Source organism: Bacillus marinisedimentorum, from assembly GCF_001644195.2.
GTDB classification, from domain to species: Bacteria; Bacillota; Bacilli; order Bacillales; family Bacillaceae_O; genus Bacillus_BL; species Bacillus_BL marinisedimentorum.
Genome location: NZ_LWBL02000009.1, coordinates 72,384 through 93,953 on the forward strand (window position 1 = coordinate 72,384; position 21,570 = coordinate 93,953).

Annotated in this window: 22 protein-coding genes and 1 riboswitch; of the genes, 3 read left to right on the forward strand and 19 right to left on the reverse strand. The window is 43.5% G+C overall.

Going from position 1 to position 21,570, the window contains the following annotated elements:
* Window positions 1-555: 555 nt before the first annotated feature.
* From ablB to A4U59_RS02590, 11 genes are all read right to left on the reverse strand, one after another.
* Complete coding sequence (ablB, locus tag A4U59_RS02550) at window positions 556-1,413, reverse strand: putative beta-lysine N-acetyltransferase (RefSeq protein ID WP_070119632.1); 858 nt, start codon at window positions 1,411-1,413, stop codon at window positions 556-558.
* A 256-nt stretch (window positions 1,414-1,669) separates the two neighbouring features.
* On the reverse strand, window positions 1,670-2,305 hold the full coding sequence (locus A4U59_RS02555) for an FMN-dependent NADH-azoreductase (protein WP_070119662.1): 636 nt from the start codon (window positions 2,303-2,305) through the stop codon (window positions 1,670-1,672).
* Between the two features lie 325 nt (window positions 2,306-2,630).
* Entirely contained in the window at window positions 2,631-2,777 is a 147-nt protein-coding gene (locus A4U59_RS21600; protein ID WP_211274893.1) for a hypothetical protein, read from the reverse strand.
* 138 nt (window positions 2,778-2,915) lie between these two features.
* Complete coding sequence (locus A4U59_RS02565) at window positions 2,916-4,307, reverse strand: sigma-54 interaction domain-containing protein (protein ID WP_070119634.1); 1,392 nt, start codon at window positions 4,305-4,307, stop codon at window positions 2,916-2,918.
* Between the two features lie 111 nt (window positions 4,308-4,418).
* Window positions 4,419-5,618 carry an MFS transporter gene (locus tag A4U59_RS02570; RefSeq protein ID WP_070119635.1) on the reverse strand — a complete coding sequence of 400 codons (1,200 nt, stop codon included), beginning with the start codon at window positions 5,616-5,618 and terminating at the stop codon, window positions 4,419-4,421.
* A 338-nt stretch (window positions 5,619-5,956) separates the two neighbouring features.
* Entirely contained in the window at window positions 5,957-6,049 is a 93-nt protein-coding gene (locus A4U59_RS22160; RefSeq protein WP_245680477.1) for a putative holin-like toxin, read from the reverse strand.
* Window positions 6,050-6,365: 316 nt separating this feature from the next.
* On the reverse strand, window positions 6,366-8,039 hold the full coding sequence (hcp, locus tag A4U59_RS02575; RefSeq protein ID WP_425388868.1) for a hydroxylamine reductase: 1,674 nt from the start codon (window positions 8,037-8,039) through the stop codon (window positions 6,366-6,368).
* Window positions 8,040-8,462: 423 nt separating this feature from the next.
* Window positions 8,463-10,100 carry a M4 family metallopeptidase gene (locus A4U59_RS02580; RefSeq protein WP_070119637.1) on the reverse strand — a complete coding sequence of 546 codons (1,638 nt, stop codon included), beginning with the start codon at window positions 10,098-10,100 and terminating at the stop codon, window positions 8,463-8,465.
* A 246-nt stretch (window positions 10,101-10,346) separates the two neighbouring features.
* Entirely contained in the window at window positions 10,347-10,490 is a 144-nt protein-coding gene (locus A4U59_RS21225; RefSeq protein ID WP_157888118.1) for a hypothetical protein, read from the reverse strand.
* 10 nt (window positions 10,491-10,500) lie between these two features.
* Window positions 10,501-11,763: a helix-turn-helix domain-containing protein gene (locus A4U59_RS02585; RefSeq protein WP_083270612.1), complete on the reverse strand. Its 1,263-nt coding sequence runs from the start codon at window positions 11,761-11,763 to the stop codon at window positions 10,501-10,503.
* 234 nt (window positions 11,764-11,997) lie between these two features.
* Window positions 11,998-13,554: a flotillin family protein gene (locus A4U59_RS02590; RefSeq protein ID WP_070119639.1), complete on the reverse strand. Its 1,557-nt coding sequence runs from the start codon at window positions 13,552-13,554 to the stop codon at window positions 11,998-12,000.
* A gap of 193 nt (window positions 13,555-13,747) precedes the next feature.
* On the opposite strand from A4U59_RS02590, the gene A4U59_RS02595 reads away from it, so the two are divergent.
* From A4U59_RS02595 to A4U59_RS02605, 3 genes are all read left to right on the forward strand, one after another.
* Window positions 13,748-14,464, forward strand: coding sequence for a PAS domain-containing protein (locus A4U59_RS02595; RefSeq protein ID WP_070119640.1), 717 nt, complete (start codon window positions 13,748-13,750; stop codon window positions 14,462-14,464).
* A gap of 270 nt (window positions 14,465-14,734) precedes the next feature.
* Window positions 14,735-15,391 (forward strand): 5-bromo-4-chloroindolyl phosphate hydrolysis family protein, encoded by a 657-nt coding sequence (locus A4U59_RS02600; protein WP_070119641.1) that lies wholly within the window; start codon window positions 14,735-14,737, stop codon window positions 15,389-15,391.
* Window positions 15,384-16,556: a toxic anion resistance protein gene (locus A4U59_RS02605; protein ID WP_070119642.1), complete on the forward strand. Its 1,173-nt coding sequence runs from the start codon at window positions 15,384-15,386 to the stop codon at window positions 16,554-16,556. Before A4U59_RS02600 ends, A4U59_RS02605 begins: the two co-directional genes overlap by 8 nt.
* Before the next feature lie 64 nt (window positions 16,557-16,620).
* Here A4U59_RS02605 and A4U59_RS02610 read toward each other — a convergent pair whose 3' ends face one another.
* From A4U59_RS02610 to A4U59_RS02645, 8 genes are all read right to left on the reverse strand, one after another.
* A complete protein-coding gene (locus A4U59_RS02610; RefSeq protein ID WP_070119643.1) occupies window positions 16,621-16,977 on the reverse strand; it encodes a SpoIIAA family protein in 357 nt (118 codons plus the stop codon).
* Window positions 16,978-17,451: 474 nt separating this feature from the next.
* Window positions 17,452-18,573 (reverse strand): S8 family peptidase, encoded by a 1,122-nt coding sequence (locus A4U59_RS02615; RefSeq protein WP_070119644.1) that lies wholly within the window; start codon window positions 18,571-18,573, stop codon window positions 17,452-17,454.
* 232 nt (window positions 18,574-18,805) lie between these two features.
* Entirely contained in the window at window positions 18,806-19,102 is a 297-nt protein-coding gene (locus tag A4U59_RS02620) for a hypothetical protein (RefSeq protein WP_070119645.1), read from the reverse strand.
* A complete protein-coding gene (locus tag A4U59_RS02625; RefSeq protein WP_070119646.1) occupies window positions 19,099-19,329 on the reverse strand; it encodes a hypothetical protein in 231 nt (76 codons plus the stop codon). Before A4U59_RS02625 ends, A4U59_RS02620 begins: the two co-directional genes overlap by 4 nt.
* On the reverse strand, window positions 19,326-19,550 hold the full coding sequence (locus A4U59_RS02630) for a hypothetical protein (RefSeq protein WP_070119647.1): 225 nt from the start codon (window positions 19,548-19,550) through the stop codon (window positions 19,326-19,328). Before A4U59_RS02630 ends, A4U59_RS02625 begins: the two co-directional genes overlap by 4 nt.
* Window positions 19,551-19,729: 179 nt before the next feature.
* A riboswitch (cyclic di-GMP riboswitch) is annotated at window positions 19,730-19,817 on the reverse strand.
* Between the two features lie 191 nt (window positions 19,818-20,008).
* The gene (locus tag A4U59_RS02635) at window positions 20,009-20,458 is read right to left on the reverse strand and encodes an ATP-binding protein (protein WP_070119648.1); all 450 of its coding nucleotides are present in this window, start codon (window positions 20,456-20,458) and stop codon (window positions 20,009-20,011) included.
* A 138-nt stretch (window positions 20,459-20,596) separates the two neighbouring features.
* Window positions 20,597-20,788 carry a YkvS family protein gene (locus tag A4U59_RS02640; protein WP_070119649.1) on the reverse strand — a complete coding sequence of 64 codons (192 nt, stop codon included), beginning with the start codon at window positions 20,786-20,788 and terminating at the stop codon, window positions 20,597-20,599.
* A gap of 146 nt (window positions 20,789-20,934) precedes the next feature.
* Entirely contained in the window at window positions 20,935-21,399 is a 465-nt protein-coding gene (locus A4U59_RS02645) for a GNAT family N-acetyltransferase (RefSeq protein ID WP_070119650.1), read from the reverse strand.
* Window positions 21,400-21,570 lie beyond the last annotated feature (171 nt).

The following is a 21,570-nucleotide window of genomic DNA, read 5'->3' on the forward strand; positions in this document are numbered from 1 at the left end:
CTAATGCAAAACTCATGCCAGTTTTATAATATTCTGAAAAATACAGTTGGAATGTTGTCTAAGCCTGGTTTCTCGGAAACATAGGGCTGGATGTCTGAAGTTGAGCAGATATTTGGTTGGTTTTTTGCGGTTTGGAGCAGTTCTCGGAATCGTATTGTGCCGAATTTTCGGCAGCGGGTGTTGAATTGTTTTTCTTGGACATTTTACTTACAATCTAAAACAGTGAAGCAACCGGATATACAAGGGCTTTGCCTTTGGTGATGCAGGCAGAATTTGAAGACTGCTTGGGAGTGAGGCGGTTTTGTGCCGCTTAGCGGCTATTTCATGCGGAATGCAGCAGGTTTCATGCCAAATCAGACACTTTCCCGCCAGCCTTCAGAATTCACTCCGTTAGTCTGAGTATCGTGGCGTGCAGCAACTCTCCGGCTGGCTCCAGCGAAACGGTCCGGGCGTCCATCCCTTGCCGCCTAATTTCCGGCAGCTCTTCCCTCCAAATTCACAGCTTTCACCTTCAATATGCCGAATTCCCGGCACTAACGATGAAAATCCGGCAGCTTATTCAGCTAAATCCTTGACCCAGACATTCATGTCTTCGATTTTATCGTAGATGTAACAGTTGTTGGCAAGCCTGCCCCCATAGTGATAACCGAGCTGATAAAATGCTGCATTCATACCGAATGACAAAGCACGGGCGATGGAATATGCACAAAATATCCCCTGTTTCTTCAGCTCGCCTTCAAGCTGTTCAAGAAGCTGCTTGATCAAACCGCCTTTTCGATATTCCGGCAGTGTAGCGCAATCTGTCAACTCCGCGTTAAAGTAGTTCCGGTTCACATCGGCAGAAGCTGCGCTTATGATGCGCCCGTCGGTTTCCCCTATATAAAAAATGGTTCCGTTCTCCATTCCTTTTCTGATATAGGCAGGATTCGTCACTGGAGTTGGATAGATTTTGAAAATTTCCCCGTAAAGCGCTGCAAGCTGTTCCGCATCTTCCGGTTCAGCATTCCTGAAGGTGACATCAGCCGCCGGTTTTTCTTCTGGCGTTCTGCCTTTTTGCTTCACATCAGCCAGTATTCTGTCTTCCTTAATCCAGAACGGGCTGTTCCTCCGTTCAGGATCGGTGAACAGGGCCATCGCATATGCATCCGTGCCCCTGAAATATCCTTTTAATACTGCTTCAAACGAGAAGCCTTCATGGAGGAACACCGGCAAATGGGCCGGTCTCGCATACATGATCAACTTTTTCAAAGAGTGTTTTTCAGAAAGACGCTGCAGCTTCTCAATTATGTGCTGAGGGTTGCCGAGATAATCCTCCACCCTCAGCCGTTCATTGAAGTAATCAAGTAATACATGGAACGAATAAGACCTGCTTTCAACTTTAATAGATTCAGCTCTTTTTTCTTGATCAGCCATAGATGCCATCCCCTTTCTTATGTGTCCGACTGTTTGCAAGGATTGTGCCAACAGCATGTAAACAGTGATTCTTTATCTTTATGTATATTCTCTCACTTTGAAAGAATCGCAAACCGCAAAAGAAAACTCACCGATCAGCGAGCCTGCAGGTGAAGACAGCTGCGCTTCTGCACTTTTCTTTATTCTTAGGCTGTGTTAAAGCTCACTATACGGAAAAAAAAGAACCGGCAGCATTTGCCCGGTTCGTCATCGTCATTTAAAAGGTATGGGATAAAACCTTTGCACGTGAAATGGCATTTTCTTTTATTTCTTCAGCCTTGTCCGGCATAGCGGCATGCCCTTCAACAAACAATCCCTCGAAAGAAGGAACGCCGAAGAATTGCATAACCGTGTCCAGATAACGGTGCCCCATTTCCATTTGAGCTGCCGGTCCCTCAGAATAAATGCCGCCGCGCGCCTGAATGTGGAGCGCTTTTTTATCCGTCAGCAGCCCTTCCGGACCTTCTTCGGTATATTTAAACGCTTTGCCGGCAACGGCAACAGAGTCAATATATGCTTTCATCACAGGCGGGAAGGAGAAATTCCATAGCGGGGTGACAAAGACGTATTTATCTGCTGAAACAAACTGTTCACTTAATTCGGAAAGCCGCCCGACCTTTGCTTGCTCCTCTGCAGAAAGCTGGTCAAATCCCTCACCTTTTTGAAGTTTTCCCCAGCCGCTGAATACATCGACATCAATCTGAGGAACATTCTCCCTGTAAAGATCAATCGTGACGACTTCATGATCAGGGTTTGCTTCCTTGTAAGTTTCAATAAATGCTTTCCCTACAGCCATACTGTAAGATTGCGTATCATCATGTGGATGTGCTGTAATGTACAAAACTTTAGGCATCAACATTCCTGTCCTTTCTGTTTCTTGATTTATGTTCGATTTGTTCCTACAAAAAATTTCCATTTGTGCTGAATTGATGAATTTTCAATTCAAGGAACATTGTTCTCTGATTAAGTAGTGCTGGTTTGCTAATGAGGAAGAGAATAAGGGACTTTGTTTTGCTGATTTCAGGAATGTACTGCTTCTTCCGGCATCGTGCTTGTAATGTTTGGTTCTGATGATGACAGACAAGATCCTCCCAGCATCGTCCTCATAACTCACATCACCGCTTTTTTCAGCGACGATTGCCTGTCTGACCACCTTCAAAAAGCACCCTCTCTTATCCTCATTCCGGATCTGCAGGTATGTAAGGATTTGCACTTATGTTCACTCTCATTTCCTCAGTCAATTTGAAAGTTTCATTCACTGATTCGCCGTTTGGATTCTGTGGATTTTGCACACTTCCATCGTAATGAATCGGTTTCCCTTCCATGTTTTCCACCTCCACTGTACTAGTTTGCATCTCTCTAACGGAATTTATTTGTAATGCTGTAATTTTTCCATCCTTCTAAAAGAAAATGCCTGGCAATTGCCTGGGAAGTCCCAGGCAATTGCCAGGCATTATTTGCAACTAGATAATCCTGTATTTCTTCAATTTGTATTGCAGCGTTTGCCGCGGCACTTCCAGGCGTTTTGCTGCCTGGAGAATGTTGCCGCCGGTTTCTTCGAGTGTCCTTTTGATCAAGACAATTTCAGTCTGTTCGAGGGTTTCCCGCAACGGACGGAACGGAGGCTGTTCTGATGGCTTTGGTTTGCCGGTTTTCAAGTATTGCGGCAGGTGCTCTAAAGACAAAGTATCGCCTTCTGTCATGTTCATCGCATACTCAACCGCATGCTGCAATTCCCTGACATTGCCCGGCCAGTGCTGGTTTTCCAGATGCTGAAGAAGGGTTTTCGAAATGATGGTGACCAGCTTCCCGAGTTTATAATTGTACTTTTTCATGAAATGATCGACCAGGACGGCGATGTCTTCTTTTCGTTCGCGGAGCGGCGGAACTTCAAGGTTGAATACATTCAGCCGGTAATATAAATCACGCCGGAGGGAATTTTTCTCCACACACTTTAAAGGCGGTTCATTAAGGGCAGCAATGATTCTGACATCACAGGCGTAACTTTTTGTACCCCCCACCCGCCGGATGACGCCATTTTCCAAAACCCGCAGCAGCTTCGCCTGGATATCGAGCGGCATTGAATTGATTTCATCGAGAAATAATGTGCCGCCGTGAGCGAGTTCAAACAAACCCGGACGGTCAATCGCACCTGTAAAGCTTCCTTTCATAGTGCCGAACAAAATGCTCTCCAGGAGAGCTGAAGGCAGTGCCGCACAATTCTGGGCGATGAAGGGGGCCCTTGCCCGCTGAGAAGCGTTGTGAATCGATTGGACGAGCAGTTCCTTTCCTGTCCCGGTTTCGCCGTAAATCAGCACAGCAGAAGAGGTTTTGGCGGCTTTTTCAGCATGTTTCTTCAGCTGTTCCATCTTTTCCGAAACAGAAATCACATCATTCCAGCTATAGATGGCCTCACTCGAAGCTGAGGGTTTACCATCTTTTCGTTCGATTTTCGCCTGTAGGTCAAGGAGTTTCTGTGATAGCCTTCTGACGGTCGAAAAATCTTTCGCGATTTCAACAGCGCCGATGACAGCCCCGTCCTTTTTGATCGGAAGTGTCGTGTTCACAGTATCGATAAGTTCACCGCGGATGTTCGTGTATGTTTGCGACTGCTGGTAGATTGGTTTTCCATCCCTGGCCACTTTCAAAAGCGTGCTTGTTTCTTTATTTAATGACGGAAATACATCAAGGATGTGACGGCTAAGAACTTCACCGATCTCAACACCATCATGGCGCGAAGCAGATTCATTATAAAAAATGGTGATGCCGTCCGCATCGACAGCATGAATGCCTTCATCGATGCTGCCCAGGATCGCTTCAAGCATTTCACTTGTATCCGATGATTTTACAAACATTGATTCACCCCGCATGCTTGTTCCTTAAACAGAAAAGGCACTGCTGTTTTTTTCGCAATGCCTTTTCTGTCTTCATCTTTATATTTCGGGAAGAACGATGTTTCTCCTCCCTCATTGTAATTTTCTGGCTAAGAAGATGACCGGCAAGAAAACAAGTACCGTCGCCAGGATTCCGATCCAGTTGAAAGCATCCCACAATCCGCCTACAGCGGTGCTTCCCACTGCAACCCCTATATAATAGCTTACGAGATAAAAACTGGATGCCCCGCTTTTATGATGCCGGGCAGTCGTACTGACAGCGGCTGAGGCCATCGAATGCGCAATAAAAAAACCGGTGCAAATCAGAGAAAGCCCAATCACGACAATGACAACCGAGGCCGGTATTGTCAGCAGCACCCCTGCTATCATAATGAAGATACCGGCAAGCATAACCGGAATCAGTCCATAGGAAGCAGACAGCCTTCCGGCGATAGGAGGTGCGATAACACCCAGTCCATATGTAAAATAAGTAAGCGATATCCACTTCAATGATAGATTGAAAGGGTCCTCAAGCAAATAAAACGGCAAATACGTCCAGACGCTTGTGAAAACGACCTGCAAAACGAGGCCGACACTGAAGAGGATCAGCAAACGGCTGTCCTTAAGATGGACAGCCATGCCCTTTAAGTCATCCATGAACCGGCCGCTTCCCGGTTCAAAAAAACGGGATGGAGGCAAAAACACATAAAAAAGAACAACAGCCAGAACCCCAAAGCCTCCCATGATGAGGAGGGCGGACTCCCATCCATATAAGTCCGTCAGATAGCCGGATGCAACTCTGCCGCCCAAACCTCCAAGCGCATTACTCGCGATATAGATACTCATCGCCATTCCGACACTTGACGGTTTAACTTCATCAGCCAGATATCCCATTGCCGCTGCGGGAATTCCGGCAAGAAAAAAGCCCTGGATGCTGCGCAATAAAATCAGAAGCCAAAACGAATGCACAAATGGCATCAACAGCAATGTGACGACTGTGACTAGCAGCGAAAGTTTCATGACGGCAGTCCTGCCGATTCGGTCGGATTGGAAACCGAGAACAAGCAATCCAATAATCATCGTAATGACTGATGATGAGACAAGGAGGCTGGAAGCAGTCGCCGAAATCTCAAACTCTTCCACAAACACTGGCAGAAGCGGCTGAAAAGCATACAAAGCGGCAAAAATAAGCAGCGAGCCGAATGCCAGAGCTGCTGCCGCCTTCCAGAAGCCCGGATCTTTGGCGGTATATGGGCGTATCTCTATTGGTTGATCTTTGTGGTGCCGACTCATAATTTCACCTGGTTTCATTTATGTAAGTGCCGCTGTGTAACCCGCTTGTGCAATTACCAGCTTTTTATCAGTTTACGTTTGGAAATTCGGAATTGTCAATTCATTTAACCGCCAATTCCATTTTGCTCTGCCGTCAAGCATTTTAAAAGCTCCATAAAAAAAGACCGCATTAAAGGTTAGTCGATACCTGTTTACGCGGCTTAATCACTTCGTTTATTTCATTTACATAGGCATAGATGACATCTATTGCATGGATACTTTGAGATCGTACATGGCCCAGCAGCTCTGGGTGCGATTTCCCCAAATGCTACACTTTTTTTAAAAATCTCTTATTGCGTCTAACTGTTCCTGTCCTGATCATGAAACTTAAGAATGGCGATCACAAACATTCCAAAACTGAGCATCAGCGACAACACTTCAAATGTTTCCATCCTTATCGCCTCCCTGCAATACAGTTTGCCCGGTTCGAGGTTTGTCCTATACGATACTTTTATCATCATTTGTAATGTTCTTGATAATCCTTTTAAGAACATCATCTCAGCTTTCCTTTTATGGCGAGGTCAATTTTAAACATCTGCGGTTATTGGCATGCTTTAATAACCCTCCCTTATAGCCTTATAAAAAAATAGGATAGATGAATACAGGTTTCCTTCCTGTTCATCTATCCTTATTATAGGTTTCGTATGTTTTCTTAATAAAATGCAGTGTCTCTCATTCTATCCTTCACCGCAGCAGGCTGTTTCCTTGTTAAACTAACGTATTTTCTTGAACATCAATTGAGCTGTTCATGAACATTTCCATGTCTTCTTGTGTATTTGAAATGCCGCCTACCCCAAATTCGTCAACTAAGAATTGTGTTACGTTTGGTGATAAGAAAGCTGGCAGTGTTGGGCCAATGTGAATGTTTTTCACACCAAGGTGAAGTAAAGATAAGAAAACGATAACCGCTTTTTGCTCATACCATGCGATGTTATAAGATAGCGGTAATTCATTTACACTTTCCAATCCGAATGCCTCTTTTAGCTTCAATGCAGTCATGACTAGAGAGTATGAATCGTTACATTGACCGGCGTCAAGCACTCTTGGGATTCCGTTGATATCACCTAACTCAAGCTTATTGTATCGATACTTTGCACAACCAGCTGTTAAAATGATCGTATCCGTTGGAAGTTCCTCGGCAAACTCTTTATAATAACTTCTGCTCTTATGGCGGCCATCACACCCGGCCATCACAAAGAATCGTTTAATATCACCATTTTTCACAGCTTCTACAACTTGATCTGCTACTTGAGCGACTTGATTATGTGCAAATCCGCCTACAATTTCACCTTTTTCAATTTCTACTGGCGGTTCGCAGGTCTTTGCATGCTCAATAAGAATGGAGAAATCTTTTGACCCATCTTCTTTTTGAGGAATATACGTTACACCATCAACAGCAGTTGCCCCAGTTGTATACATTCTCCCTTTATAAGAAGCCTTAGGTGGTACAATACAGTTTGTTGTCATTAAAATGGGGCCGTTAAAGCTCTCAAATTCACGATTTTGTTCCCACCATGCATTTCCGTAATTACCGACAAAGTGGTCATATTTTTTGAAAGCTGGATAATAATTCGCTGAAAGCATTTCACTATGTGTATACACATCTACGCCCGTGCCTTCCGTTTGTTTCAATAATTCTTCCATATCTTTAAGGTCATGGCCACTGATTAAAATTCCTGGATTTTGGCGGACGCCAATATTTACTTTCGTCATTTCAGGATGGCCATACGTTGTTGTATTGGCTGTGTCCAAAAGCTCCATGGCATGAACACCGTATTTTCCGCATTCCATTGCAAGGTCAATCAATTGTTCCATACTTACTGAGTCATCTGTAACTTGTGCAAGGGCTTTTTGCATAAACGCATTCAGCTCTTCATTTTCATAGCTTAGGTGTGTAGCGTGCTCTAAATATGCTGCCATTCCCTTCAATCCGTAGGTCACTAATTCTCGTAAGGAACGAATATCCTCATCTCTTGTAGCTAACACACTAACTTCTTGAGAAGCAGATTTGATTTCAAGCTGATCATTTGTTTCACCATACCAGGTGACAAAATCGCTATTGTTGTCTAACGTGTGCCCCGCATGTTCAATTGCCGTTTTAATCTCTTCACGAAGCATTAATCCTTTTCTTACAGTATTAAAAAAGTCGTTTTTACTCCAATTCGCGTTTGTAATCGTCTTAAATAGGCCATCTACGATAAATTCATCCGTTTTCTTTTGATTAATTCCGATTTCACGAGCCTTTATATTTACAATCGATACTCCCTTAAGCGTGTAAATTAATAAATCTTGCATATTTGCTAAATCATCTTTTTTTCCACAAACTCCAACGATTGTACAACCTGTTCCTTTTGCTGTTTCCTGACATTGATAACAAAACATACTCATTTACGATTACCTCCAGTGGTGTTTTTTTGAATTCTTCAAATGACAAACATTATATCTTTACTGGTTTTGTTTGAAACTATCAATTCCGTGTTAATGGTAACAACCTGAGCGGCTAGAAGAAGTGAGGAATATCACACTATTCTATTGTTCGCTATTTTGTCATAAAAGGAAATGTGATCATTCGAGTCAATGGAGGTATGAAAAGCGCAAGTTAAACATATGTTCCATATCGGCCGGTGCAATGAAACAGTTCCTTGCTGTTTGTTTTCACTTTCCTAAACGGCAAAAAAAAGGGCTTCCAGCCAGAAGGCCGGAAGCCAAACAGAGAAGGTGTGGGGGAGTAACACTGCTCCATTCGATCGTGTTGCGATATTGTATTCTAATTAACTGCTTATACAGCAGCTAAGGATACTCAGTTTAATAGACACCGACCTGGTCCCATGCATTTCGTACGGAGTTGTAAGTGGAACTGCCGTATCCGTACAGGTCGGATGCCGACTGCAGCAATGCGGCTCTGGCGTTGCTGAAGTCAGTCGTAGATGTCATATAGACTGTCAGTGCACGGTAATATATTTTTTCGGCTTTTGATTTGCCGATTGATGATATGGTCAGATAAGCGGCTTTATTCGGAATGCCGCTGTTCGTATGAACCCCGCCGTTATCACTCGAGGTATTCACAAAATCATTCATGTGAGCCGGCTGGCCGTATGCTTCCGGGTTGGACATGCTGCGGAGTGCATCTCCGGGAACACCCGGCGTATACACATCTTCACCCATCAGCCAGTCTTCAGAATCCACAAAATACCCGAATACATCCGACATTGATTCATTCAGCGCACCGGACTGGTATTGATACTGCAGTCCTGCCGTCCGTTCTGTCACAGCATGTGTAATTTCATGGGCAACCACATCGTCTGCACCGGACAGAGGCGCAAATTGGGTTCCGTCCCCGTCGCCGTATACCATTTGGGAACCGTTCCAGAAAGCATTGTTATAGTTATAGCCGTAGTGGACAGTCGATGTAATGGTCGCACCATTGTTATCAAAGCTGTTGCGGTTATGTGTATTATAATAGTAATCATAGACATCCTCGGCATACGCGTGAGCATCGACATCTGCAGCCTGTGAGTTTGCTGTCCATGCGTTATTGCTGTCAACAGAATACCAGCCTGGAATTGATGTGCCGTTTCGAGCTGTAGTCGTGCGGATGACACCGCTCATCGGTTTGGTTACATCATATAGGTAGTAGGTTCCGTTGGAATTGTAGGTATTCAGGGGCTTATAATCGTTCGCTACACCGTAGCCATATCCGGATGTTGCCCCTTCTGTCACTGCATTGTATGCCTCCACGACATTCCCGTTAACCGCATTCACAAAAATTTGCCAGTTAGCAGGATATGGATCGATAAACTGAAGTTCAACTTTATAAGCTAAATTGAACTCTCCATCCTTCTCATGGACGAGGAGTTTTCCTTTTTCAACTGTACCGGTGTTCCCTGCGTCTTTCGGAAGTTCCGCAGGTGATTCTGAAGGACCGTTGCTTGTCTCTTCCTTCGTTAAATCAATGAATCTCCATGCTTCATCGATGGCGGCTTCCTTTTGCAATTCCGGTCTTGTTTGCCTGGTTTTTTTAACGGCATCCGGCTTCAGCGTACCGTTTATTGCCGTTACGATACCTTCCTTGTCCGTATGTACCGTGAATTCGGAACCGTCAACCGGCACTCCCTTTACTGATTGGATGTAATGGTAATGCTTCATGCCAAGTTCATCAGTCTTGACATCCAAAAGGGTCAGCTCATTGTATGGGTTTATTTGAAAGAGGGATTCTTTTTCCTTTAGGAAAGACTTAATTTCTTTTTCTGTTTTCATAGGTTTTGAGGAAAGCTTGCCAGATAAAAACGAAGGGACTTTGCCGTTTTCACTTGCAGATTTATTCTTAACATCCATCTGTTCCATTGATTGCTGAATGCTTTCATTGCTCATCGCATTCACTGCAGGGTAACCTGAACTGAACACCAGCCCCGCCGCCAGTGCAATTGATAGTCCTTTTTTCATCCATTCTCCCGTCCCTTCAACACGATTTGTGAATATTCACTATTTACTTACAATTAAATCGTATCACAGGGAAAAGGATTGCGGTATTGGGAAATAGGGGGTGGAAAAAGGCGGATTAGAGGGATTTTTCAAAGGCGTATTTCATAAAGTTAGAATAAATGTATTCCGGGCAAATATACCGACCTGAGAAGAGTTAACACCAAAAAAGCCCCACTATTGCTGGGGCTTAATAATACTCTATACTCATTAATTTGGATCAGGATGCTCTTCCTGTGCATTATATTTCTCTGCTCCGTAATGGAAGTCTGAATAGTCTCCCTGGGCGATAAACCCTGAACCTCCAAGCAGAGAAACTGCAGCAATCAAAGCAATAAGCAATAACTTTTTCATCTAACTCCTCCTATACTGATGTTTGTTTATATGAATTTGCAGCTAATTGATAGTATTGATTAGCAAGCTTATACTTGAACTTTTTGGCAAGCAGTTCAGCCAGCTTTTCAGCATATTCAGCTGCAAATTTCCAACTTTTTTGGTCGACGAAATAGTCAATGGCCTCAGTCAACACTTCTTCAAGTTGACTTTCTGAGGACTGTGCGACCAACGCCTCATAAATGCTGAAATGGAATTCATAATCTTTGTATTGTCCCCGCCTGTTGTAGTCTTGTCCGATTTTGATCCACTTCTGGCAGTTCGCCGGGTCGTTTAACTTATAATAGTTTAATATAATCGAAAAAACAGTATTGAGTTTACTTTTGATTTCATCCTCCTGTTTATATGAAAGGCTTTGTTCATAGTATTCAATGCCTTTACTGTATATGCGCTGTTTCGAAAACAAAAAGCCCATATTTTGGCGGATGACACCTTTAAGCTTGTTGCTGTTAAAAGAGTCAGCAATTTTCCAGGCTCGCTCAAAAGCAGTCTCACTTTTGTCAAATTGATTTATCCTCAGATAACAGATGCCTAGCATTACCTGACAATCTGCACTTCTAGCATAGTTATACTCCTGGTCGAACTTTTTTAATGCTTGCATCGTATAATCTATGCTCATCGAAACTTCCCTTAAATTGCTGTAAACCAGTCCCAACAAGTAAAATAAGTAGGCTTTTTGCCATAGTTCAATCTGGCTGTCATCGGCGTTTTTCTCAGCAAGAAGCAAATCCCTTTTGGCCTTTTCATAATCACCTAAGAAATAATGATATAAACCGCTGAAATTGTAAAAGTGAAAAGTGAGTTCCTTCGTGAAGAATTCTTTGAAAGGAATTAAATTATGAAAGCATTCTTCCGCAGTCTTTAAATCTACTTTATACAAATAATATTTAAATTCGATCATTCTAAAGTGAAGCTGCAAATGAATAGGAAGCGGAGTGCTCCTCACTTTTTCTTTCAGCGAATGATATTGAGCAAAGACTTTTTGCCCTTCCCGATTAAAAATAGCCCTATACCAATCATTCAATTCCCGGTAGATGTGGTCGTATACTTCTTCAGTATTCTCAATTTCAATCTCCAGCCGCTGACACAGCAGATCAATGATTTCCTGGCTCGCTTCCACCTGGCCATTTTCGATTTTGCTGAGATATGGAATGGAACAAATGCCGTCTGCCAATATTGCCTGACTCATCTTCTTCTGTTTTCGATAAAACCTGATTTGTCTTCCCGCGTTCATGGCATCACCATTTTCTTAAATTCCATTTCAGTACACCCGGTAGGACAATTATGCCATAATTCAGAAAATTTTTGAAGTGTAAACTATTGTTTTTTTACTATTTCTTTAAATTTTTCCCTTTCCATCCAGTTAGTCTGAAATTGCTGACGTTATCAAATAACAAGGACTTGATCCAAAAAAGACGGCATAATAAATGCAGCCGCTTTTCACAGGGTGAAAAGCGGCTTTCCCAGTTTACTTATTCTCTGGTGAGTCTTTCGTTTCATGACCTTCAGCCGCACTGGCAACTTCAGCTTCAGCAGGTTTCAGTATTTCTTTGTCGTGTGATTCTTCTTTTTCGTTTCCTGTGCTGGCAGCTTGATCGCCTTTCTTATCAAAGTTGGCAACCTTTCCCCGGGAGACATAACTTTCAAGCATCGCTTTCAGGTCCATGCCTGATGTTTCCTTTAAACTCTCTTGCAGGCCGAGCATCGTTTTTGTGACATTGCCTGTGATTTTGGAGGCAGCACCATCAGATGATGAACCGCCCATATCGATCACCTTCATGCCTTCGATCTTCGACAGCGGCTGTGCAATTTCATGGGCATACTTCGGCAGCATATCCAGGAACATTTCCAGTACCGCCGCTTCGCCATATTTCTCCATCGCTGCAGCCATCAGTTCCTTGGATTCCGCTTCTGCCCGGCCGCGTTCGCGGATGACTTCTGCTTCAGCAAGACCTTTTTGTTTTTCAATCGCGGCTTTTGTCTCCCCATCGATGCGGGCTTTTTCAGCTTCCGCTGCCGCGTTTGCTTTGATATCATAAGCATTCGCATCAGCCTGGGTTTTCCTTCGTTTCTGCTCTTCCTCTTCAAGCGCAACCTGGCGCTGGCGTTCGATATATTGGACTTTCATTTCTTCTTCTTTCACTTTCTGGTTCAGGCGGGCCTGCTCAAGGTTATAGGAAGATTCGGACTGGGCCCTGGCACGTTCTACTTCAACTTTGTATTCTGCGTCCTTCACTTCTTTGTCCTTCGTTGAACGGGCAATTTCAATCCTGCGTTTAATTTCTTCTTCTTCGGCTTCCTGTTCGGTTTTGGCGCGATGCATTCTCGTTTCCCGGACTGCATTCGCTTCAGCAATGTCCGCGTCCTTCCGCGCCTCTGCAATCCGCGGGCGGCCAAGTGCTTCAAGATAGCCGTTTTCTTCATCATCATCCTTAATCTCTTTTAGTGCAAAAGAGGTGATTTCAAAACCGAGGTTCTTTAGGTCTTCTTCTGCAATTGCTTTCACTTTCTTATTAACAGATTGAAAGTCTTTATAGATCTCATCTACTGTCAGCGCTGAAATAATTGCACGCAAATGACCTTCGAGAACTTCCCTTAACTCAGTCTGCTTTTCTTTATCGCTTTTTCCCAGGAATTTTTCAGCATAATTGGCGACAATCTCCAACTTGCTGCCAATACTTATTTCGGCAACGGACTTTGCCCTGATCGGCACTCCTTCAGACGTGTATGCTTTCGGCGATTCGATTTCCAGCTGGAACGATGTCAAATCGATCGGTGTGCTCGTCTGAAACATTTTGAGGCGAACGCCGCCGCCCCTGACAATTTTCATGCTGCGGCCATTTTCATCGACAAAAATCCGGTTATCCTGTTCAGGGTCACCAAGCTTTGGACCTGTTATGATCAGCGCCTGATTGGAGCTTGCTGTCTTGTACCGTTTTTTGAATATGTAAAAACCGATTCCCCCTGCAATAAGCAAAAAGAAAAACACTACCCCTAAAACAATAAACCATACAATACCCATCATTTGTATCAGACCCCCTGTTTATTATGCAGCCCTGCTATTCGTCACTTTCGAGGCTGCGTTACTTAACTTTACGGGTGTTTTCAGAAAAAGTTTCATTTTTTTCCCAATTTTTGAAACCACAGCCTTATCAGAAGGTTTATTCTTTTTCGTTTGTTATACTTTAATGAAGGATTAATGAATCGGGAGGGCTTTCATGTTAAATAAAGCACTGGAGATTATGGATGAAGGAATTATTATTTTCGGTAAAGATCTATATATCCAATATGTAAATGAAGCTTATGAAAAAATGTTTCTGCTCAATCGGGAAGAAATCGTCGGCAAACACCTCCATGACATTTACGGGGATATTCCTGAAGATATCCGTGTTGCATCTAAAACTGCAGAAACCGGGGAACCGCAAACATACAAGGCGATCACATTCGACTGGAAGGGTAAGCATATGGTGCTGAATGCCTACAGCAAGGTCTTCAAACAAGACGGCGACATTGAGTTTGTGCTGACCCGCTTTATTGATGTAACCGAACAGGCGGCCGAAATAGAGCGCAACCGAAAAATGATTGAAGACATGACGGTCAATCTTGTACCGGTTACAGATGATATGGCCGTCCTTCCGCTCCAGCCGATACTTGAAGATTTTCAAAAGGACATCTTGATTGATCATGCCGCTAAGCAGATCGCCTCGTCAAAAATAAAAAAACTGGTCATTGATTTATCCGCCATCACCGATATGGAACCTTCTCTTGCCCATATCCTTAAAAAGCTGCTTGCCATGCTCCAGATGCTTGGCGTTGAAACCGCGATATCAGGAGTAAAGCCCCGGGCTGCACTTGAACTCGCAAATTCTGAGATGGAGAATGAAACATTCCGCTCCACGTTCAACACGCTTAATCAGGCACTGAAGCATTTTTAATGAACCTGCTTACCACCTTCGTAGAAGTCTGTTTATCAATAATGGTAAACAGACTTCTTAAATTAATCCGTTTAGAGGACTTTTCACCCACCCTTATCTTTTTAAATTCTTTCTGTGCCTCCCGTCAGGAATATACTGCCAGAATTTGTGAAATCATTTATAATGATAAACATAACTGCTCTAACGATGAAATAATTGGTGCAGCATGAAACTTGTCCCGCTCCTTTATCGTATAATAGAAGTAAGAACAATAAATAGGAGTCGATTAATATGAAATCCGTCCTATACCTATTCCTCAACGGATTTATTTCTATGAATATAACTGCGGCATCATGGCTCACTGCCTTCTTCGGCTTTGGGCAGGGCTTCTGGATGTCATCTCTCTGGGGGGCTGCCGGCGGAATCTTCGGCTTTTCGGTCCTCCAATGGGTCCAAAAGCGGAAAATCCTTCAAGACAACGGGCTGACGAGTAAGGAATACCGTTATATTAAAAGCAATATGAAGGAAGCCAGGGAGAAAATCAAACGCTTGAATAAGTCGATTTTCAGCGCACGCTCCATAAATGCAGCCAGGCAAATCAGAACTTTACAAAAAACTGCAGGGAAAATTTATCAAGTTGTACGGAGCGAACCGAGGCGTTTCTTCCAGGCCGAACGTTTTTTCTTCTATCACCTCGATTCGGTTGTCGAGTTAACAGACCGCTATACATTTTTATCCAAACAAAAAATCAAAGACCGTGATGTCCGGGTATCCCTTTCCGAAACGGAAAGGACGCTTGAGAAACTGACAAAATCCGTCGAAAATGATCTTGTCATCGTCGTCTCAAATGATATTGACCATTTGAATACCGAGTTGGATGTCGCAAAACTTACGATAAACCGTGATAATCATCTACTGCTTGATGAAAGGGGCAAAAAATATGAGTGAACAGCCTAATAAACAGCTTCAGAATGACTTGATGAACGACGATCTGTCGGATCTCCTTTCTGAACCGTTCGGGGACTTGCAGCCCGCTGTGCAAACAAATGAAGAAAAAGAGGTCAGGCCCGTCCGTCTTATTGACCGTTTGCCGGAGGACCACCGCCAGAAAGCTTTCAGTCTGGCCAGCCAAATCAATACGTCCGACCAGCAGATTATCGTTCAATTTGGCACAGCGGCACAGTCCAAGCTATCCGATTTTTCCCATTCGATGCTGGACCATGTCCAGCGAAAAGATACAGGGCCGGTCGGCGATATTTTAAAAGAACTGATGCAGAAACTTGAGCAGGTCGATCCGGATGAGCTGAAAGGCGAAAAGAAAAACGTTTTCTCCCGCATGTTCAATAAACTGTCGACATCAGTAAATGAAATCCTATCCAAATACCAGAAGATCGGCGCCCAAATCGATAAAGTGAGTGTAAAGCTGGACAATCAGAAATCAATCCTTTTGTCTGATATCCAGATGCTGGACCAGCTGTTCCAGAAAAATAAAGAGTATTTTGACGCGTTGAACATCTACATTGCCGCAGGCGAGTTGAAATACGAAGAAATTCAGATGAAAGAAATACCGGATTTGAAGAAAAAAGCCGAGGAATCCGACGATCAGATGATTTATCAGGAGTTAAATGATAAAATCCAGTTTGCGGACAGGCTTGAAAAGCGTCTTCATGACTTGAAACTGAGCCGCCAGATCACCATTCAGACAGCACCGCAAATCCGCATGATCCAGAACATGAACCAGGCGCTTGTCGAAAAAATACAGTCATCCATTTTAACGGCGATACCGCTCTGGAAAAATCAAATCACCATCGCGCTCACGCTGTTCCGCCAAAAGCGCGCGGTTGAAGCCCAAAAGCAGGTCAGCAAAACAACGAATGAGCTGCTCTTGAAAAACGCCGAAATGCTGAAAACGAACAGCATAGAAACGGCTAAAGAAAATGAGCGCGGGCTTGTTGATATTGAAACGCTGAAACAGACCCAGGAAAATCTGATTTCCACGCTTGAAGAAACAATCCGCATCCAGAGCGAGGGAAGAACGAAACGGCGCCTTGCTGAGCAAGAGCTGGCAAAAATGGAAGATGAACTAAAGCAGAAGCTTTTGGAAATCAAATAATCGAAGTATCAGGCCGGACCGCCAAAAGGTCCGGCCTTGATTAATTATCCGACTGATGACAACATCATTCTTCAATCCAGTTCCAGGCTTCTTCCACTTCGTCAGACTCAAATTGTTTTGTTTCTATACCAGGCAGAATGTCTCCGATTTCCGTTCCTTTTTCCAGAATATCCTGGGGACTGACAACAGCAAACTTGTTATACTGCCCCCATCGTTTCGCATCCAGTTTAACGCCTTCAATCATTCCCTGCAAAGTTGCTCCGTCTAAATCGCTGATGAACGCCAGCACGTTGAACGGCTCATCTTCACCAAAATACCGTTTCACATACTGATCCATTTTCTCAGCATCTTCTTCCGCCGCTTTTCCTGATACTTCTATTACAACCGTTTGTTCATCCCGGGAAGGAAGAATTGTCAGCATCTGAATTGCCTCCTTTATCACGCGTTATATTTATCAGTTCCCGTTACGTTTTATTTTCAATCCGGCTGGGGTCGGCATAACATTTGAAAATAGATGAAAGTCTGGTTTTTCAATTTTCGAACGTAATGAGACTCTTCTATAATTCATTAACTAAAGAGACGATTCATGACTTATCGCACCTTAAAATGCCCACTGGGTTCAGTAAAGGCGCGATTCCGAGCCACTCTTCTTTGAGAAAAGCTTTAACCGGGTTAGCAAATTGGCCAGGCCAGTGACAGTTGATGGCTACAACAACATTAAAGTTTTAGGGTTCCCTTTTATCCTTCACTCGCGGGCAGGTTAGAACGACAAAGAGCTTTTTTAAAAGTTGATATCACATTTATGTATGCTCCCTTTTTTTATTCTGTTAGGTATAAACCCATCACCATTCCACAAGAAAAACCCCGGCAGCCGCCGGGGCTTTTCTTTCATTTTTTATTGAACTGCCGCTTGCACATCCAGCACTCCATTTCCGTAGTAAAATACATCACCAAGCGGAATTGCTGTACTGTTCAAGATACCGCGGACCTGGACATTGCTTAACGATGGATTGTCAGCCAAAATAAGAGCTGCCGCCCCTGAAACATGAGGGGTTGCCATCGATGTCCCGTTAAAGTAGTCATAAGCGTTTCCTGGAACAGAGCTCAGGACATTTACACCCGGTGCCATAATTTCCAGTTCATCACCTACACTGGAGAACGATGCCCTGTTGTTGCTGTCGTCAACTGCACCTACAGCCATCGCTGATGCATATTTGGCAGGATAGCCAATTGTGTTTCTTTTCCCTTTTGCTCCGTCATTTCCAGCAGCCGCAACGACGAGAACGCCGCTGTTATAAGCATTATCAACTGCCTGCTGAAGAGATGTTGAGCCCCTGCTGCCGCCAAGGCTCATGCTGATGACATCCATATCGTTTGAAACAGCCCACTCGATGCCTTGAATGATGCCGCTGTATGTACCGCTTCCGGCACTATCGAGTACCTTGACAGCATACAAATTCGCGGACGGGGCAACACCGAGCACACCAACTGTGTTATTGAGGCCGGCCACCGTACCTGCAACATGCGTGCCGTGACTGTTTCCATCATTATACGGATCCGGTTCCGCAGCGATGAAGCTGGCACCGCCTGCCACACTTAAATCCTCGTGGCTTGCATCAATTCCCGTATCAAGAATCGCAACTTTTACACCAGAACCCGTATTCCCTGTTGCCTGAACATCATCCGCATTGATGTGCGTGATGCCCCACGGAACCGTCTGGCCGATTGCATATGCCTTGTGGTCTTCTTCCACATAAGCGATATTAGGATTATTGGCAAGTGCCTGTACTGCCTGCTCCGGCAGCTTCGCGTGGACAACCTCCATGAATTTGTACTCATGAAGGACTTTTCCGCCCTGGTTTTTCACGATATTTTGGTTGACCCTGTCTTTGAACCCGATCAAATAATCATTGACCTGACCCTTCTCCGGCGCAGCGCTGGCAAAACTGCTGAATATCATTGAAAAAGCCAGCAAGAACGTTAAGATAAATCCTGTGAACTTCCATGGGTTTTTCATACTTATCCTCCTTCTGAAACAGAGAGCAGCCGCTCAAAGTTTCTGAATATTTATAATAATACGATAACATACAAATTACCGATATGTTATTGGGAAACAAGCTTGACAAAACAAGGTGTAATGCGCAATTTGCGCAGCTGGTTTCCCAACTTTTTTAACAACAAAAAAACACCTCAATTTCGAATTAAGGTGTTAAATGCTAGTATTTTGGTTAACAAATCTATAAATACTTTTAATAGGGTAAATAGATCGGATTGATCGGCAATTCATGCAGAATGGAAGTCTCATTTCTCCACTCCACTTTTCTTTCCTTTCTGCCCTCATTGAGTGCAATCGCCTGTAAAGAAAGGAATATATCATTTCTGTTTTTGCCGATGCATCTCTGCAGGTCTTCCGGAATGAACGGATCAAGGCATTCCAGTGTATCCGGGTCGAGTGATACATGAAGGGTCGCTTCCTCCATTAAATCCTGGCAAATCAGCCTGACTTTCCCTTTTTTAAGCTGGATGTCTGAAATCGTATACCTCATGCCTGTTCACTTCTTTCACCGAAAACTGCATGCTGAACTTTTATCGAAGCAGCTGAAAGGTTATTTAGGCACTCCTGCTTAATGAAATCCCTGCATACGAAGTCCTCTATTTCATCCATGACCGTTTGCCTTGCTTTGACAAAATCCATTTCAGATACACCTTTTTCCAGGCGTGACCTTAACTCCATTTCAAAAAATTCGACCGAACCGAAATACACTGTATTCATAATCCGCCGCCCCCTTCGCCTGCTAATTCAATGTTCTCAATTTCATTCCCCAGCAAGTGCCAAACATTTTTCAAGTCTGTATCATAGAAAAGATACGAATCAAGAGATTCATCATACTTCAGCAGCTGTCCGATAAATGACTTTTTACCTGACTGTCTTTTCAACATGACAGACAGCATTCTGTTCTCACGTACCAACCGGTTATAGTTCTGTTTGTCCATAAGCCTCCGACTCCCATTCAAAAAGTAAGGGTCTGTTAAATGACGTTGTTGATTTCCTCTCCAATCACCTTCATTAAAAATCAACATTGTGATTTAACACGACCTAAAGTAAAAAAAGGAATTGCCTCCCCATGGCAATTCCCGCACAGACCAAAGAATATGGATTTCTCCATAAACATTTCGGTAACCCGGCTGTCATCACCCTTTCGAGTATTAGACCCGCAGCTTTGCGTCCTTGCCTTTCGGCCAAGTTTGCCATTATCGATGTTCTTTATCAGAACTATAGATTTGTAGCTAATTATAGTAGTTTAGATTGCATTTTTCAACATAATTTGACACAATTAGGTCTATTCTACCATGTATTTCCTCCTTTAAAATGGTTTTATATTCCAGTCATTAAGTAAAAATAAAACCGCCCTTGATTTTGGGCGGTGAACAATTTGTAAATTAATATTTTTTTAGAATAGAAAAAACGAAAAGTCGACGATTGCCAACTGAATAAGAGCACCCAATAAAGGCCTCTTCACCTTCTTCAATGCATAAATCTTAACTCCTTCATCAGGTGAAGACATTATGGAAAATTTATCCATAATCCTTTTGGCGCCGCGAAGGCCAAGACCAAGACCTCTAGAGGACGGGGGATGGCTTTCTTTCAGCACACGGGGAAGGTCCGTGATCCCTTTTCCACTATCCTCAATTTCAAGGTGGATCCCCCGTTCATTGGAATAACATATGAACCTTCCAGATGATCCGGAATGCTTGATGATGTTATGGGTTAGCTCTGAAACAGAGACAAGCAATTGCTGTTCTTCAAATTTTGAAAACCCAGCATTTTCTGCTACTTTTTTTGCACACAACAGCGCTGCCTTCACATCTTCTTTGGTATGGATTTCCACTTCATATCTCACAGCTGGTCCCCTCTACTGTAGACTTTATATATATAATGTGATTCCCCCGTTGCGGAAGTGGTAAACCTGTTAAGCGCACAAAACCCGGCTGTCCGATGATTCGTAAGGACTGCCGGGTTTTCACCTGAAGTTATAATACTATACGCCCACGCTTTTGACGATCTTGTAATTTTTATGGGCTACAACTGTTTTCTCAAATTCGAATTCCAGTTCATCCAGATGGTCCATTACCGTTAAGTCCACAATTACGCTGTTCGTCAGCACTTTTTCAACCTTTCCGTACCATCCGTCTTTAAATTCCACAATGTCGCCTACTTTTGCCTCCATCATATCACGACCTCCTCCAACGTCTTCAGCAAAGGAAAACAGGAATAAAAGGCTGGCCTTTGCTGATTGAACCTTAAAATAATATCATTTTACTAAAAAAGGAATCGTCCTGCAAACTTCTTCTATCTTTTTTATCGGCAGCAATCGACTTATTTTTTATAAACCATTTTAAGAAACTCATACGTCCCGCCATTCGTATGCTGCTCATACGTTCCGGCTGCTTCGAAACCCGCTTTTTCATATACCTTGATCGCCCTTTTATTGAAAAGAGCAACTGCAAGTGTGATTTCATTCGGCTTCCAGACCTGCTTGCAAAACCCCAAACCTGCCATTAGAAACTCATAGCCCTTTCCTTTTCCCGTTTGATCAGGCCGCATGCCCAGCCCGATATCGACAGACTGCTCTTCAGCAGCTTTCACAAAGCTGAAGAAGCCGATTAAATCATCATTCTCCAATACGGCAAAGTAATGATTCCCGCGTTTTTCTTCATCCAGGAATTCCTCAAGATCCTCTTCGTCTGCTTCCATATCATAAAATGCATATTCCCCTGCATATTGCCATCGAAACGCTATCTCTTCTGCCTCTTTCTGGGTGAGCCTCCTGAACTTATACATGTCTGCTCCTCCTGCCATACAAATTAAAAAAGCCTCCGTATATAATTAAAGAAGATGATAATTATCACAAAAAACGCTTGGTACAAACGCTTTTAATTCATGGTTGGGTTCTTAATTCATTAAGCCCCCTTTACATTCCCTCTGCCCGGATTAAACCCTGTTTTTCCATTC

Bases quoted from the DNA above. Each gene is read 5' to 3' on its own strand.
- ablB (WP_070119632.1), bottom strand. From the start codon at position 1,413: ATGGCTGATCAAGAAAAAAGAGCTGAATCTATTAAAGTTGAAAGCAGG.
- A4U59_RS02555 (WP_070119662.1), bottom strand. From the start codon at position 2,305: ATGCCTAAAGTTTTGTACATTACAGCACATCCACATGATGATACGCAA.
- A4U59_RS21600 (WP_211274893.1), bottom strand. From the start codon at position 2,777: ATGGAAGGGAAACCGATTCATTACGATGGAAGTGTGCAAAATCCACAG.
- A4U59_RS02565 (WP_070119634.1), bottom strand. From the start codon at position 4,307: ATGTTTGTAAAATCATCGGATACAAGTGAAATGCTTGAAGCGATCCTG.
- A4U59_RS02570 (WP_070119635.1), bottom strand. From the start codon at position 5,618: ATGAGTCGGCACCACAAAGATCAACCAATAGAGATACGCCCATATACC.
- A4U59_RS22160 (WP_245680477.1), bottom strand. From the start codon at position 6,049: ATGGAAACATTTGAAGTGTTGTCGCTGATGCTCAGTTTTGGAATGTTT.
- hcp (WP_425388868.1), bottom strand. From the start codon at position 8,039: ATGTTTTGTTATCAATGTCAGGAAACAGCAAAAGGAACAGGTTGTACA.
- A4U59_RS02580 (WP_070119637.1), bottom strand. From the start codon at position 10,100: ATGAAAAAAGGACTATCAATTGCACTGGCGGCGGGGCTGGTGTTCAGT.
- A4U59_RS21225 (WP_157888118.1), bottom strand. From the start codon at position 10,490: ATGAAAAAGTTATTGCTTATTGCTTTGATTGCTGCAGTTTCTCTGCTT.
- A4U59_RS02585 (WP_083270612.1), bottom strand. From the start codon at position 11,763: ATGAACGCGGGAAGACAAATCAGGTTTTATCGAAAACAGAAGAAGATG.
- A4U59_RS02590 (WP_070119639.1), bottom strand. From the start codon at position 13,554: ATGATGGGTATTGTATGGTTTATTGTTTTAGGGGTAGTGTTTTTCTTT.
- A4U59_RS02595 (WP_070119640.1), top strand. From the start codon at position 13,748: ATGTTAAATAAAGCACTGGAGATTATGGATGAAGGAATTATTATTTTC.
- A4U59_RS02600 (WP_070119641.1), top strand. From the start codon at position 14,735: ATGAAATCCGTCCTATACCTATTCCTCAACGGATTTATTTCTATGAAT.
- A4U59_RS02605 (WP_070119642.1), top strand. From the start codon at position 15,384: ATGAGTGAACAGCCTAATAAACAGCTTCAGAATGACTTGATGAACGAC.
- A4U59_RS02610 (WP_070119643.1), bottom strand. From the start codon at position 16,977: ATGCTGACAATTCTTCCTTCCCGGGATGAACAAACGGTTGTAATAGAA.
- A4U59_RS02615 (WP_070119644.1), bottom strand. From the start codon at position 18,573: ATGAAAAACCCATGGAAGTTCACAGGATTTATCTTAACGTTCTTGCTG.
- A4U59_RS02620 (WP_070119645.1), bottom strand. From the start codon at position 19,102: ATGAGGTATACGATTTCAGACATCCAGCTTAAAAAAGGGAAAGTCAGG.
- A4U59_RS02625 (WP_070119646.1), bottom strand. From the start codon at position 19,329: ATGAATACAGTGTATTTCGGTTCGGTCGAATTTTTTGAAATGGAGTTA.
- A4U59_RS02630 (WP_070119647.1), bottom strand. From the start codon at position 19,550: ATGGACAAACAGAACTATAACCGGTTGGTACGTGAGAACAGAATGCTG.
- A4U59_RS02640 (WP_070119649.1), bottom strand. From the start codon at position 20,788: ATGATGGAGGCAAAAGTAGGCGACATTGTGGAATTTAAAGACGGATGG.
- A4U59_RS02645 (WP_070119650.1), bottom strand. From the start codon at position 21,399: ATGTATAAGTTCAGGAGGCTCACCCAGAAAGAGGCAGAAGAGATAGCG.